The following is a 14411-nucleotide window of genomic DNA, read 5'->3' as shown; positions in this document are numbered from 1 at the left end:
TAGATATAAACGATCTTAATAGACTTTATTATGAGTCATGCCGTGTATGCTGGATCTAACAATTCCAAGATATGCCTGCAAGAAAATATCATTGCGCTTCAGTCCATATAAAAAGGCGACCAATTGGTCGCCTTGTTAGTTATTCGGACGTTGTTTGTCTTGCTTTGTTTATCCAAGCAGTGAAAGGACGTTCATTGGCTGAGATTTTGCCTGTGCGAGCACCGTTTGTGATGCCTGTGACAAGATCTGTGTGCGTGTCATTTCAGCCGTTTCTTTCGCGAAGTCCGTATCACGGATGGCCGATTCAGCCGCCGAGATGTTTTCGAGTGCAACACCGAGTGAGTTCACGGTCGAACCAATGATGTTCTTCTGGAAGGAACCAAATCTGCCTCGCATTGCTGAAACTGATTTAATTGATGCATTTACGACATCCTGCGCTTTTTCGAGATCACCATCAATCATGTTAAGGTCACCTGAGCCGCCGAGATCTGCAAGATTGTAGGTTTCTGCACCGAAGCTTGTTGTTCCGATTTCACGTGAACTGACCGATGAGATGCCTAAGCGTACCTGATTGGTTGCGTCAACTGATGGGCCGATCGAGAACTGTGCACCGCCACCAGTGATGTTCACTAGGTCAACGATACCTGTCTTGGTCGCACTCGCAGTTGATGCTGCACCATCATCTTGAAGTGTGACAGCCATATCCAGTGCATCACTCTTAACCGACATCGTTCGGCCATCACCGCGGGCAGTGATCCCATTGATCGTGCCGGTCACATCCTGGCCTCCATCACGGATCACATCGTTTGCACTCACAAAGCTTGTCAATGCGCTGGTGCTTGCGACGCTCACCGCCACATCAAACTTGTGATCGCTGTTGGTACCAGCACCCTGATAAGTGTAGACCGTTTGATCGCCGTTGGCTGCGACCACGGTACGGGTATCACCAACATTGAGCGTGCCAATATCGCCGACCGCGATACCAAATGCGGTCGCAGTGGCGGCATCAGCTTGGTCATCACTGGTTGTTGTCGTAGGCGTCCCCAAGGTCTTGCCGAGAGCGTTGGTGTTCTTGCTGTCGAGATTGAAGATGCCGTCGCCCGCTGAGACGTTGCCATCATCCAGTACTTCAACCGACACAAATTCATTGGAACCATACTCTGTAGATAGCAATTTAATACCATCCTGATCGCCACTATTGACTGTTATTGCTTTAATGCCTGTGACATCGGTGAAAGTATTGATCTGTGCTGCCATATCTGCGGTGGTTGTGCCAGAAGCGAAGCTGAGCTGACGTGAACCGAGTGCGCCACCGATCTCGATGGAGAACGTGCTGTCCGCGTTGTCATCCAGCTGAAGTGTACCGCCGAGTGATAGGTAGGTACCTGCCTGTTGAGCTGACTGTGTGATGTTTGCCTGAACTTTGAGTGGTTCACTGCCGATCTTGGCCGCATTAATTTCCAGTGACTGTACGTTCGCGTCTTTATCAGCCAACTGGAAGTCAAAATTTCCATTGAGCAATTTCGTGCCTTGGAATGAAGTATTGTTTGCTATGCGGTCAATCGTCTGCAGGATAGACTCAACCTGCTGCTGGTTCGCTTCTTTTTCTTCCTTGGACAGACCAGCTTCGTTTGCTGATGCTGTAACCAAAGACTGAAGCTCAACAAGCGATGCATTGATTTCCTGCAAGCCGCCTTCAGCGACGTTCACGACCTGGTCAGCACGCTCGGCATTCGTGATCGCTGCGCTAATCGCCGCCTTCTCAGAACGCAAGTTCTCAGAAGCGATCAGACCCGCGGGATCATCTTTACCACGGTTGATTCGTAAACCCGTGCTCAGACGTTCCAAGGAAGTGTTCAATCCTTTGTTTTGCATCCCCGAAACACGTTGTGCCGTCATCACATTGACGTTGGTATTAATTCGACTCATGATTTTCCTCCATGCTCTTTAAGCGGTAAGGGATACAGACGCACGATAAGCGGCGACCCAAAACCGTGGAGTGGTGAATGGGACTCTCTTTTCAGTTTCAATCAACTGTATTCAATGGACATGAAACGGTTGAAGGAAGCTACAAATACGAATGAGTTACTCTTAAATCCTCTTTCGATCGCCGCGTAACTTGCTGCGACACAAGACCCATCGACCCTTCGAAGGGGGGACATTACTTAAGTGCTACATTTGATTCAAATATCTTGATCGTTATAACCCGAGTATTTCGCACAGTCGGTCATCTGTCATAACCCGTAGGATCGGAAAACGTCCATTTACAATCGGATACACCGCAGATTATCAGACATTTCATGAGAGGATAATGAGAGATAGAAGGTGTGAAGTATGTATAAAAAATCATATATAAAAAAGAAGAAAGACGACCGTTAGGCCGTCTTTCTCGAGTTATTCGGACGTTAGCTTTAACCGAACGTTTCACTTTAGAGCAGTGAAAGGACACTCATTGGCTGAGATTTTGCCTGAGCGAGCACCGTTTGTGATGCCTGCGACAAGATCTGGGAGCGTGTCATTTCAGCCGTTTCTTTCGCGAAGTCCGTATCACGGATGGCTGATTCAGCCGCCGCGATATTCTCGAGAGCAACACCCATCGAGTTCACGGTTGAACCAATGATGTTCTTCTGGAAGGAACCTAAGCGACCGCGTTGTGCGGAGATCGACTTAATCGCCTTATTCACAACATCCTGTGCCTCTTCAAGGTTGCCATCGATGACGTTCAGGTCACCAGCACCGCCAAGGTCAGACAAGCTGTAAGTCTTAGCACCGAAGCTGGTCGTACCGATTTCACGTGAGCTGACCGATGAGATGCCCAGACGCACGGAGTTGGTGGCATCGACTGATGGGCCGATCGAGAACTGTGCACCGCCGCCAGTGATGTTCACTAGGTCGACGATACCGGTCTTGGTTGCACTTGCCGTCGTGGCGGCACCGTTGTCCTTGAGTGTCACCGACATATCCAGTGCATCACTCTTCACCGACATCGTGCGGCCATCACCGCGGGCTGCCAAACCATTGATCGTGCCGGTGACATCCTGGCCTTCATCACGGATCACATCGTTCGCACTCGCAAAGCTTGTCAATGCGCTGGTGCTTGCGACGCTCACCGCCACATCAAACTTGTGATCGCTGTTGGTACCAGCACCCTGATAAGTGTAGACCGTTTGATCGCCGTTGGCTGCGACCACGGTACGGGTATCACCAACATTGAGCGTGCCAATATCGCCGACCGCGATACCAAATGCGGTCGCAGTGGCGGCATCAGCTTGGTCATCACTGGTTGTTGTCGTAGGCGTCCCCAAGGTCTTGCCGAGAGCGTTGGTGTTCTTGCTGTCAAGATTATAGATGCCGTCGCCTGCAGATGCGTTGCCGTCATCGAGAACTTCCACAGACACGAACTCATTTGAGCCGTAGTCGGTCGAGACCAACTTGATGCCGTCCTGGTCGCCGCTGTTGACTGCGACAGCCTTGATGCCGGTGACATCGGTGAAGGTGTTGATCTGTGCCGCCATATCGGAAGTGGTTGTGCCGGAAGCGAAGCTGAGCTGACGTGAGCCGAGTGAGCCGCCGATCTCGATGGAGAAGGTGCTGTCCGCATCGTCGTCGAGCTGAAGCGTGCCGCCGAGTGACATGTAGACACCAGCCTGCTGGGCAGACTGCGTGATGTTTGCCTGAACCTTAAGTGGTTCACTACCGATCTTGGCTGCATTGATTTCCAATGACTGTACGTTGGCATCTTTGCCTGCTACTTGGAAATCAAAATCGCCATTAAGCAGTTTTGTACCCTGGAAAGAAGTATTGTTTGAGATACGGTCAATCGTCTGCAGGATGGATTCAACCTGCTGCTGGTTCGCTTCTTTTTCTTCCTTGGACAGACCAGCTTCGTTTGCTGAACCTGTAACCAGTGACTGAAGCTCGACCAAAGCACTGTTGATTTCCTGCAAGCCGCCTTCAGCGACGTTCACGACCTGATCAGCACGCTGCGCATTACTGATAGCAGATTCAATCGCAGCTTTCTCAGAACGCAAGTTCTCAGAAGCGATCAGACCCGCGGGATCATCTTTACCACGGTTGATTCGTAAACCCGTGCTCAGACGTTCCAAGGAAGTGTTCAGGGACTTTGTGTTCATCCCGGTGACGCGTTGTGCCGTCATCACATTAACGTTGGTATTAATTCGACTCATGCTAACTGTCCTCCATTCTCTTTCGCCGGCTTTTTGCTTCGTGACAGTTATCTGTAGTTACTTTTGAGCTGTCGAAGCTGCTGTTGCCGGTTTTTAGAAATGTTCTGGACCCTCTTGAGACCAAACCCCTGACGTTTCAAAACTGCATACTCTTGCAGTGCTGACTCGGCAGGGATTCAAGTCAGCTGGATCTAACTTTTGAATAGAGTCGAGATTGGTCGGCTCAGCTCTATCTTCCACGACATACATCTGTCGTGACGTGCATGACATCGACACCCTTCCATCTAAGTATTACCTCTTGATTTAATCCAACTCGGAGTTTCCGCCTTTGACCCTCATACATCTCGCACAATCCGCACAATCCGCACAAATTAACACCCTTCGCCGCCCACTTATCGGCTCTAACCCATAATCTCGCCCATTCAATCCCATTTTCCGATCGATTAGTCGGACCAATCCACATCCTCTTAAATAGCAAAAACGCCAGCTTCTCAGCCAGCGTTCAATCTTTTATCTATATGTATATAGCAATTACTCAGCATCATCCTGCATCTGATCATCTTCAGCTTCTCGTTGCAGGTTCTTGATATACGCTTCAGTCCGATCCAGTTCCCGTTTCAAATGCCTGACGCGAAGTAATGATTTAACTCGAGTTAATAGCTCAAGCTTATTGACTGGCTTGGTCACAAAGTCATCCGTCCCCGATTCCACGCCCCGTTCAATATCTCCAAGTTCATTCAACGCCGTCACCATCATAATCGGTATGCTTCTTGTCGCCGGATCATCCTTCAACTTTCGACACACCTCAAACCCCGACATTTTTGGCATCATAATGTCCAATAAGATCAGATCAGGCAGCGCTTTCTCCCCATCTTCAATAAACTCAATCGCTTCCACACCGTCATATGCCACATCCACCTCGCACGGCAACGCATCCAAATACGCCTGCAATAACTCCACATTCTGCTCATTATCATCAACAATCAGAATTCGTGACTGCGACAAATCAAAATCAACCTCGTCCTGTCGCGCCTCAACCTTATTTGTGTCTGCACCATTATTCATAAGCAATCAGACCCCTGCTAGTTCATCCAGTTTCTTAACTAATTGCTGTAACGCAGGCTCACGTTCGAATTTCATGCGATCTCTCATCGCCTTCAAATCTTCTAACGTGTCGACATCATGCCACTTCGGCAAACTTGTCAGCCTCACATTCACGTTCTCAGCGTTCTCCAGTGTCTGATGGTACACGCTCCCCGTGCCCCAGTCGACACCTCTCACCAATTCTGGCTCAAACCAAGGCATCCCCAGCGTCCAATACCCCCCATCACTGACCTCCCCAATCACACCCTCCCGGCCATTCTTCAATCGCCTCACCGCTTCCCACAAATAATCCACCGGCACATCGGGCGAATCCGTCCCCAAAAACATCACACTCTGCTTAGGCCGCATCCCCCAAACGTGCTCCAGCCGTTTGCCCAAATCCCAATTTTCTCCAGTCCCCTGATCCACTAATCCCCAATCCTCTGGCAACGTCACCGACATCACCTCATCATCCCGCGGATTGTCGCATCTCGCCATCGTCAAAATTTTGGTGCCGATCGCTGTTTGTGTCACCATATCCCCCCATTTTCGCATCTTACCATCCATCCCCTCCACATCTGTCAGTGCCAGCACCAGCTCAATTTTCCCCTTCCCCATATCCGCTGCCAGATGCGATAATCGCGTAATCATTGTCTGGAGCATCGCTTGATGGATCCGTGCCGCACAAAACGCTGAAGTATCCTTCGCTAGCCGTGTCTTCACCGCTCCCGGCATCGGTGGCTTGCTCATCAATACCACCCGTACCGGCCCCGTACGCTCACGGCCTCGATGACCTCCGTGTTCATTTCCCCCATCGTTTCCCCCACCATACCCCGCATTATTATTTCTAAGTTCTCTCATAATATGACTTTATGCTCGGATTCACGCCCCAGCTTCCCGTTTGCTTTGATTTTTTAATCCACGTATAGTGTCTTTCCTGCAAATCCGCAGCTCAGCCCCTGTAATCGCACAACATCATACCCCTCCTACCGCAAGCTGTTGAGTAAAATCATTTTCCGACAGCCGGGCAGGGGGCACCGCATGACTCAACTACCACAGCCGGGCTTTTCTTCCGAACCAGCACGACAGGATATCCAATCCATGAGTTCAACCGAATCAAATACACAAGGCGCATGGGAAGATCGTTGGACCAAACCAACTTTCGACATGCTCATGAGCGTTTACGACCCTGCCGGTCGCAAGCGTATTCTCGAACAGCTCTTCGTAAACTTCGACGAATTCCCAAACATCCGTCGCGAAATCATCTGGTTCGGCTCCGCTTGGAAATGGACCGAGCAGTTCATCCTCACCGACAGCAAAGGCAAAGACATCGAAGTCCTCGCCTACTTCATCCCCAATCCAGAAACCCCTGGAATCTGCGTGCCGCTTCGTGAAGAGTTCATCGAAGCACTCCCTCTCAAACGCCTCAACAAATTTATCCGTGAAGGCATCCGTACCGCTGTTGCCAAGTGTGCTGTTGAAGTTGCTTGGGCCTCATGGTCGCCTAACGCTTCCACTGAAGTGGAACACCTTACCGACCTCTTCAAACGCAAATACAAATTCCTCACCAACACAAAATAATCCTCCCCCTCTCCTCCCCTCACAAAAACATTATTTTCCCAAACGAGCAGCTTTCCGCTGCTCGTTTTTTTATGACCTCTTTTCTCATTCTCAAATAGCTATGTGCTTCCAGCTCGCAGATTCATCCAAATTTACATCCAACTTATGACCTACCACTTCAATAGCCGAAACCTGACAGGTCGCTGGTCCAGCAAGCCGAAGACCGCTTTGCCCCTTATTGCAGATAGTCATACAAGTGATAAAACGATTTGGATTTCTACCAAACGATGTGCTAAAAATCATTGACTTTCACAATTTTCAGCCACATAATTAAATTGTCAGTCCAAGTGGTGATCTGCAAAGCGTGCGAACCATGCCACGCAATCTCCATCCAGGCTGACCGATCATTGGCTCGCATAGTCTATTGAACCGCTGTGCAGCCATTGATTAGTGTGCCCGCAAGACGTTGCGGTGCAATAAAATTTTGGCGGCAAGGGCCGACTTATCAGCCAGTCGGTGGCGAATCGGCAACCTTGTGGCGGCCAGACAAACCCTTTTTCAAAGGAGGTGATCTAGTGACTGATTATCAATGTATGAGCGGGAGCAATCCCCGGTAATCAATCCCCCCCCTCTTTGACGTTCAGTACACACCCGTTTATTGAACGCACCCAGGGTTGATTACGGAGTCACCACGTTCACTCGCGGCACCAGCCGGGGATGTGACGGCAAGCTCCCGACAATACCGACCTCTACGGCTCGTCACACCTACGTGGCGAGCCATTTTTATTCACTTTCTCCCCCCCCACCTTTTCTATCAAGCCCACGACCGCCGGTCGTGGGGTGTGCTACAACCGCCCGACGATTGCCTGCAATCAAAATCTGCATATTCCGTTAAACAATCGTCAGCGAGCCACACTCGCCGTCGCATCTCCACATCATTCCGTAATTCATACTCAAAAATCTTCACACCCCAAACACCTTCTGCTACCATCAATCTTATGAATTGGGGCAAAACACATTGCGAACTCATCCTTCGTCTCGCCAAAGGTATCGGCCCGATCACCGCTCAGAAACTCATCCTTGGTGAAGCGAAACTCATTAACCAACCCCCAGATCCACGCCGTGTCATCTCTCTCGACAACAGCAACCTACAGCAAATCGAAGGCCTAACACCAAAAGGTGCAAATAACATCCGCACCGCCATCGACAACGTCCTTCAATCCGACTTACTTTCCCAAGAGCTCGAACTTATCGAGAAACATAACGCTCACCTCGTTTCTCTCTGGGATGACAATTACCCCCAACTCCTCCGCAGTATCGACGACGCGCCCCGCATCCTCTGGGTGAAAGGCAACCTCCACCTTCAAGACGCCAATGCGCTCGGCATCGTCGGCTCCCGCAAATGCACCATCTATGGCCGAGAGCAGGCAGGACGCTTTGCCGGACAACTCGCCGATCACAATTTCACCATCGTCTCAGGCGGCGCTCTCGGCATCGACACCGCCGCACACACCGCAACCATCAACCGTCACGGCCGCACCATCGCTGTCCTTGGCTCTGGGCTTGCCAAAGCCTACCCCAAACAGAATTGGCCACTCTTCAAATCTATCTGCCAGTTAGAGCAAGATGCATCCTCAACCGCCGGCGGCGCCGTCATTTCAGAACTTCCGATGAACACCGCCCCACGCCCCGAACTCTTCCCCGCTCGCAATCGCATCATCTCCGGCCTATCCCTCGCGACACTCATCATTGAAGCCGCAACTAAATCCGGCGCCATGCGCACCGCCTCGCACGCCATTCTTCAAGGGCGTGATCTCCTCGCACTCCCCGGCCGCGTCGATTCCCGAGTTTCCACCGGCACAAACACCCTCATCCGCGACGGACTCGCTCAACTCATCACCACTCCCGCCGACGTGCTTGATACGGTTGCTGAGCAGACTCATCTATATACCGCCATCGAAGAGCAAACCCAGCAAATAACCGACATCAACATCGCGACGAACTCAAACATCAATCCCGACGGAATAGCTTCAGAAACAGATTCAAACCCATCAAAGACAGCATCTCCATCAGCACCCACAAGCGTGTCTACAATTTCACCCCTCATTCCCACCTCAACTACCCCTTCTTCCCCCTTATCGTCAAACACATTTTCAACGACATCACAAACTTCACCTCTAGCAACACCCCAGGATAGTTCCACTATCAATCGCCCCAATTCCCATCCCACCAACCAACGCAGCGATCATCCCGCCAACTCCTCGCTGACACACCCTTCAGCAGCACCCTACCATTCGGCTATAGGCAGTCAAACTACCTCATCATTAGATAGACGTAAGATAGATTCGAATCATGAAGATCAAGAGCAATCGTCAGGCAATACTGTAAATCAAAAATTACTGATACATAAAAACGCGATCAAAAATCAAGACGACACAACAACTAATGATGAGTTAGATCAATCGGATGCAAACATCACGCCCTCAGAGATCATCATGAGTGTGCTTGATACCGAAGAGAATGCTCGTAATTTTGATGAACTGATACGTTTGACTGATCTACCCACGCACACATTGAAATCAGAGCTCGTCGTTCTCGAAATTAAATCTTTAATCGCGCGCCGTAATGGCCTGTACTTCAAACGCTCACGCGGTACACGTCGATAACCCATTACTACGGTATGTTCGTTTACACGAGGGTTTTTACTTCGCATAAATAAAAGTAGTTGGGATGGGGAAAATGGGGGCAGGGGAATGGGATTGGGAGTGTGAAGTAGGGGGGGATGGGGGGATGGCAAATTCAATGATAATCTGGGCTTAGATGTGTTGGCCCTGAACTGCGTGTATCATATAGACGTATCCTCACGGTTCAATGACGCTTTTATGCACAGAATCAGAGGCGATCAATACCCCATACCACCAACGATGAATGTGTGGCCAGTCGATCGAACTGTCGGGCAGGACCACCCTAAAATCATTTGCTAGCGAACTTTACGAAAGGCGCTGATTAAGATGTTTCCAGTTTTTGATGTCAACACAGCCCAAGGCAAAGCAGGTTACGACGCAGTCCTCAAGCGACTGAAAGGAACCACGAACCTCTCCGGCGACGCAGCAAAAGCAGTCATCGAGGTTTTGGCTGACGTTGAGCATCATGGGGACACAGGGGTTGTGAAATATATGCAGAAATGGACGGATCCAAACTTTGATGCAGCCCGTATCAAAGTTGCAGAATCCGAACTCGAAGCGGCTTATAACACCATGGACAGCGAGATTAAGGCCGCATTGCAAGCCTCGATCAATCACGTCATGGCGTATCAAAAACACTGTTGCCCCAAGGATTTAGATACGATCGAAATTGATGGCGCTGAGCTTGGTATGCGATTCACGCCCGTCGACAGTGTCGGCTGCTACGTGCCTGGCGGCATGGCAGTCTTGTTTTCAACGCTCATCATGACGGCTGTCCCGGCGATGGCTGCGGGGGTGCCAGTTGAAAATATTTCAGTTGTTAGCCCGCCCCCAACACGTATCGGTGATGAAGAAGCTGGTGACATAAGCCCATTGGTATTAGGCACTTGTTGGATGCTGGGGATCAAACAGGTCTACCGCATCGGCGGCGCTCAAGCGATTGCCGCGCTGGCTTACGGTACTGAAAGCGTCGACAAGGTCGAGATGATCGTTGGCCCTGGGAACATGTATGTTCAGCTCGCTAAAGCCATGGTTAACGGCGTAACTGGCACGGACAACGGGTTTTACGGCCCAAGCGAGATCGTCACAATTGCCGATGATACGGCCCGAGTGGCATGTGTCGCGGCTGACCTGATCGCACAGGCAGAACACAACCCAGGTAAGTGCTTTTTGGTTGCATGGGATCAGAAGGTGATCGACAAGATTGTGGCGGAAGTGAAGGCGCAACTATCTAAGCGTAAACGTGTTGAGGCAATTGACCGGGCGCTGGAAACAGAAAGTTGTGCAGTTTTGGTGAAAGATTTAGATCAAGCGATTGGGTATGCGAATGAGATCGCGTGCGAACACTTGAATTTAGCTATCTCTAATGCTGACAGTGTGTTACCACGAATTCGTCACGCGGGTGAGATCTTTATTGGAGATCAAACTCCAGTTGCTGCGGGTGATTATTATGCTGGGCCAAGCCATACGTTGCCGACTGGGACGACGGCGCGGTTCTCAAGCGGGATCAGCTCGTTCACGTTCCTAAAGCGTACAGGGACTGTATGTTACAAGAACGGGATGAGTGAACAGACGATCAAGAATATTGCCATGTTGGCTGAGGCAGAGGGGTTGGATGGCCATGCTGACAGTGTTCGAGTGCGTCGCGGGTAATTTGTAATCAATCAGAGAATTCTGAAAGGCTGATGCTAAGTGTCAGCCTTTTTTGTTGGGATTCGGTGGAAACACGTAATTCATGTCGCGCGCAAAACGTGTGCATATTTTGAATACGGAACGATAAGTTTCATATATGGTTGTTGATGCGGCTTTGTGCGCGCGTATGATTTATTTTGGGGTTTGTATGTATTTGGAATTGGCCGGTTTTGGGCAGATATTGATCAGTTTTTGAAAGAAACGATCGAAAAAACGCGCGCACACACGAGTTTCAACTAGGCAAATATGGCCAAAACGCGCGTTTGTGCGCGCCTTCTGAAAAAGGCGATGGCGGCATGATGTTTGCATAGGCATGGTGTGTAATTGAAATTTTATGGTGGTGCATTGAAGAATCGCTGGGAGTGTGTGGGTACATGTTGGTGTGGTCAAGGTTTTGTCATGTAGTCGATTGATTGTGTGATTAGGTCAATTGGCAATAGGATTGTTCAAGTGGTTAGAACGTCTTTTTATGTTGTTCACAACACATTATTAGGAAAATTGTAACTCGGCTGAATTGCAATTATTATCTAATGAACTGTCCTAATCCTCAGCCTATTTCCGGGGTCAATATTCAGATGTCTCATCACATGAAGGTTGCGCTTGCAACCGATTCGAACTACGTGCAGCACGCATGTGTTGCTATTGCTTCGTTAATTTTAAATCTTGATTCTGATGCAAGTGTTCATCTTTATGTTTTGCATGGTGAGCTAAGTGAACGAGCGAAATCACAGATTAAATCCTGTGAAAGACTTGGGGCTTTAACCGTTGAATTTATACAGGTTGACGATTCAGAGTTTTCAGATTGGCCGTTGGCGGTTCATTTAACAACAGCAGCGTATTACAGATTGGCACTGGCAGATTTGTTGCCGCAATTAGAACGCATTCTGTATGTTGATTGTGATTTAATCTTCAGGGCGTCGATATCAGAACTATGGCATTTACCGATTGATGATTATTATGCTGCTGCGGCAGAACTCTCTTGCGCACTTGCTACTGAATACGATAATATGAACATGCCAGAAGGTATACGTTTTAACAGTGGCGTGATGCTGATGAATCTGAAGCGTATTCGTGAGCATGAATTGCTGCCGAAGTACAAGCAGGCTTTGCTTGCTATTGGAGAGAATATACAGGCATGTGATCAAGATATTCTCAATTATGTTATGGCAGGCAAGATTTATTTTTTGGATCAGACATGGAATTTGACAACAATTCCGTATCGCGAAGATGTTCAGTATAAAACGGAAACTGATGAGCAATTGAAGTTAGCGATGAAAGACCCGTGTTGTGTTCATTACACGGGCAGGCGTAAGCCGTGGAATTTTGAGAGAAAACGGCATGCATTCTGGTTTGATTATTGGCGCTACCTGAAGTACACACCTTTCTATTGGAAATATCCGGTCGGGTTATTGCAGAAGGTTTTGACCGGTCGTAAATATGAAAGAAATTCAACTGAATGTCGTTTATTTCCTCGGTAGATATAGTGGGTAGGGATGTTGAATTGAAGAAGGATAATTAACCTTACTTCTTCCAACTTGCAGGTGTTGGTTGGCAATTTTTTAGATTATTTATGGTTGGGGGCATATTAGACGTCGTGATATTTTCTGTGAGGCCGAATGAGCTACCGATATGCTGGGAAGACATGTGTCTTGGAAGAATGTTGGAAAAGAATTGATAAGTAAGGCCGGCGTTTATGCTGGCTTTTTGTTTGCCGGTTGCTTGGTGATTTTAGGTGCGTTTGGGGCAGAGGGCTGAGTGAGCTAAGTGAGGGGAAAGCGAGGGTTGTGAGTTGATTATGGGTTGCGTTTATTGCGGGGGTGGTAGCGGTTGATGGTTTTGATGATGGTGTTCTGGATTTCGTAGGGATTGTTGAGCATGACCCAGTAGGCGTCGATGTGTCCTGTGCCTGCGGTAGAGAAGGCGATGGTGCCGAGAGCGGTGAGCTGCTCGCGGATGGAGCGGATGACTTCGGTTTGTTGGATGTTACTGAGTGGTGTTTCGTAGACGGAGACGGTGGTGACGCCTTTGATGCGGATAAGGCGTTGATCGGTGAGGATGTAGGTTCGGGAGAGCCATTCGACGAATTGCCAGAAGATGCGGGCTGCGATGGCGACGCCGCCGATGAAGATGATTTCACGCGGATTGGTGAAGGTGTACATGTTGTTGGCGACGAGAGTTGCGAGGGTGAGAAAAGCGAGGATGGCAATGGCGCGGAGCGGAGCAAGGACGATGTAGAGCAGTGAAGGTTTGAGTAGGAGGATGATGGCCTCGCCGGGCTGAAGGATGTCGTGAGGGATCATGACGCCGGGACGGATATTGGTTTCGATGTCGGGAGTGATGCCATCATCGGCGTAGTCGAGTTTAGTGGGGGAGGGGGGATGTTTGGGATGGATAGGTATGCGCTTGCGGCGAAGCGTTTTGGGTGATGGGGATTGGGTTGTTGAGGTGAGGAACATGTGTTTGCTCCGTGGGGGCATGAGAAAATGTTGGTGCGGTTAGATCGCGTGGGTGTGGGTATGCGTCTGAGGAGGAGTGGGTGTGGGTTTATAGATCGTTTTCGTAGACCTCGGGTTTGAGTGTACAGATTTCGGGGAGGTTACGGTAATAATCGTCATAATCGAGGCCGTAGCCTATAACAAATTCGTCAGGGATATCGAAAGCGATGTATTCACAGGCCTCAGCGAGGGCTTCGGGTCGCTGTTTGCGGAGGAGCATGCAGGATCGAAGGGTTGCTGGGTTTTTCTTGGCGATGATCTCTTTGACAAGTTTGAGCGTATTACCGGAGTCGAGGATGTCATCGATGATGAGGACGTGGTGGCCATCAAGGCGTTCGGGGAGGCGGGTGAGGGCGGCTTCGACGGATGCACCTTTTGTGGAGGTGGCTGTGCCGGGGTATGAGGTGACAGACATGACACGGATCTGCATTTTGAGTGGTAGGCGGCGGATGAGGTCGGCAACGAAGATGATGGAGCCGGTGAGGATGGGTACGAGCGTGATGTCGGGGATGATGGGCGTGCCGTTGTCAGGGCAGGAAGGAGAGTCGGCGATGATGTCGTCGTAGATCTGCTTGGCAAGCTCGTCGAGCCGCTGATCGATTTCCTGGCGGGTGATGAGGACGCGTTCGATGTCTTGTTTCATAGGCATGGGTGTAGTTTAGCAGGGTGATGAGGGTTTGGGGATGCGTGGGGTGTATAAACTGACATTT

Annotated in this window: 10 protein-coding genes; 4 read left to right on the top strand and 6 right to left on the bottom strand. The window is 49.8% G+C overall.

What is annotated here, in order from left to right; all coding sequences use genetic code 11:
• Positions 1 to 168 precede the first annotated feature (168 nt).
• The 4 genes from KS4_RS12205 to KS4_RS12190 form a co-directional block, all read right to left on the bottom strand.
• Positions 169 to 1929, bottom strand: coding sequence for a flagellin N-terminal helical domain-containing protein (locus KS4_RS12205; protein WP_145078429.1), 1761 nt, complete (start codon positions 1927 to 1929; stop codon positions 169 to 171).
• Positions 1930 to 2429: 500 nt separating this feature from the next.
• Positions 2430 to 4187 (bottom strand): flagellin N-terminal helical domain-containing protein, encoded by a 1758-nt coding sequence (locus KS4_RS12200; RefSeq protein WP_145078427.1) that lies wholly within the window; start codon positions 4185 to 4187, stop codon positions 2430 to 2432.
• Between the two features lie 531 nt (positions 4188 to 4718).
• Positions 4719 to 5252 (bottom strand): response regulator, encoded by a 534-nt coding sequence (locus tag KS4_RS12195; RefSeq protein ID WP_145078424.1) that lies wholly within the window; start codon positions 5250 to 5252, stop codon positions 4719 to 4721.
• A 6-nt stretch (positions 5253 to 5258) separates the two neighbouring features.
• Entirely contained in the window at positions 5259 to 6131 is an 873-nt protein-coding gene (locus KS4_RS12190; RefSeq protein WP_145078421.1) for a TIGR04282 family arsenosugar biosynthesis glycosyltransferase, read from the bottom strand.
• Between the two features lie 180 nt (positions 6132 to 6311).
• Between KS4_RS12190 and KS4_RS12185 the strand changes: the two genes are divergently transcribed.
• From KS4_RS12185 to KS4_RS12170, 4 genes are all read left to right on the top strand, one after another.
• Positions 6312 to 6851 (top strand): hypothetical protein, encoded by a 540-nt coding sequence (locus KS4_RS12185; protein ID WP_145078419.1) that lies wholly within the window; start codon positions 6312 to 6314, stop codon positions 6849 to 6851.
• A 977-nt stretch (positions 6852 to 7828) separates the two neighbouring features.
• On the top strand, positions 7829 to 9496 hold the full coding sequence (gene dprA / locus KS4_RS12180; RefSeq protein ID WP_145078416.1) for a DNA-processing protein DprA: 1668 nt from the start codon (positions 7829 to 7831) through the stop codon (positions 9494 to 9496).
• Positions 9497 to 9841: 345 nt separating this feature from the next.
• Positions 9842 to 11167 carry a histidinol dehydrogenase gene (hisD, locus tag KS4_RS12175; RefSeq protein ID WP_145078413.1) on the top strand — a complete coding sequence of 442 codons (1326 nt, stop codon included), beginning with the start codon at positions 9842 to 9844 and terminating at the stop codon, positions 11165 to 11167.
• A gap of 626 nt (positions 11168 to 11793) precedes the next feature.
• Complete coding sequence (locus KS4_RS12170; RefSeq protein ID WP_200761217.1) at positions 11794 to 12684, top strand: glycosyltransferase family 8 protein; 891 nt, start codon at positions 11794 to 11796, stop codon at positions 12682 to 12684.
• Positions 12685 to 12999: 315 nt separating this feature from the next.
• Here KS4_RS12170 and KS4_RS12165 read toward each other — a convergent pair whose 3' ends face one another.
• Positions 13000 to 13662 (bottom strand): PH domain-containing protein, encoded by a 663-nt coding sequence (locus tag KS4_RS12165; RefSeq protein ID WP_200761216.1) that lies wholly within the window; start codon positions 13660 to 13662, stop codon positions 13000 to 13002.
• Between the two features lie 88 nt (positions 13663 to 13750).
• Complete coding sequence (locus KS4_RS12160; RefSeq protein ID WP_145078404.1) at positions 13751 to 14350, bottom strand: phosphoribosyltransferase; 600 nt, start codon at positions 14348 to 14350, stop codon at positions 13751 to 13753.
• Positions 14351 to 14411: the final 61 nt, after the last annotated feature.

The sequence above is a fragment of the Poriferisphaera corsica genome (genome assembly GCF_007747445.1).
Classification (GTDB): domain Bacteria; phylum Planctomycetota; class Phycisphaerae; order Phycisphaerales; family Phycisphaeraceae; genus Poriferisphaera; species Poriferisphaera corsica.
The sequence above is the reverse complement of the archived record's forward strand: the minus strand, read 5'-3'. Positions and strand labels throughout refer to the sequence as shown.

What these genes read in the sequence shown, in the direction of transcription:
- KS4_RS12205 (WP_145078429.1), bottom strand. Translation starts at nt 1,929, where the DNA reads ATGAGTCGAATTAATACCAACGTCAATGTGATGACGGCACAACGTGTT.
- KS4_RS12200 (WP_145078427.1), bottom strand. Translation starts at nt 4,187, where the DNA reads ATGAGTCGAATTAATACCAACGTTAATGTGATGACGGCACAACGCGTC.
- KS4_RS12195 (WP_145078424.1), bottom strand. Translation starts at nt 5,252, where the DNA reads ATGAATAATGGTGCAGACACAAATAAGGTTGAGGCGCGACAGGACGAG.
- KS4_RS12190 (WP_145078421.1), bottom strand. Translation starts at nt 6,131, where the DNA reads ATGAGAGAACTTAGAAATAATAATGCGGGGTATGGTGGGGGAAACGAT.
- KS4_RS12185 (WP_145078419.1), top strand. Translation starts at nt 6,312, where the DNA reads ATGACTCAACTACCACAGCCGGGCTTTTCTTCCGAACCAGCACGACAG.
- dprA (WP_145078416.1), top strand. Translation starts at nt 7,829, where the DNA reads ATGAATTGGGGCAAAACACATTGCGAACTCATCCTTCGTCTCGCCAAA.
- hisD (WP_145078413.1), top strand. Translation starts at nt 9,842, where the DNA reads ATGTTTCCAGTTTTTGATGTCAACACAGCCCAAGGCAAAGCAGGTTAC.
- KS4_RS12170 (WP_200761217.1), top strand. Translation starts at nt 11,794, where the DNA reads ATGAAGGTTGCGCTTGCAACCGATTCGAACTACGTGCAGCACGCATGT.
- KS4_RS12165 (WP_200761216.1), bottom strand. Translation starts at nt 13,662, where the DNA reads ATGTTCCTCACCTCAACAACCCAATCCCCATCACCCAAAACGCTTCGC.
- KS4_RS12160 (WP_145078404.1), bottom strand. Translation starts at nt 14,350, where the DNA reads ATGCCTATGAAACAAGACATCGAACGCGTCCTCATCACCCGCCAGGAA.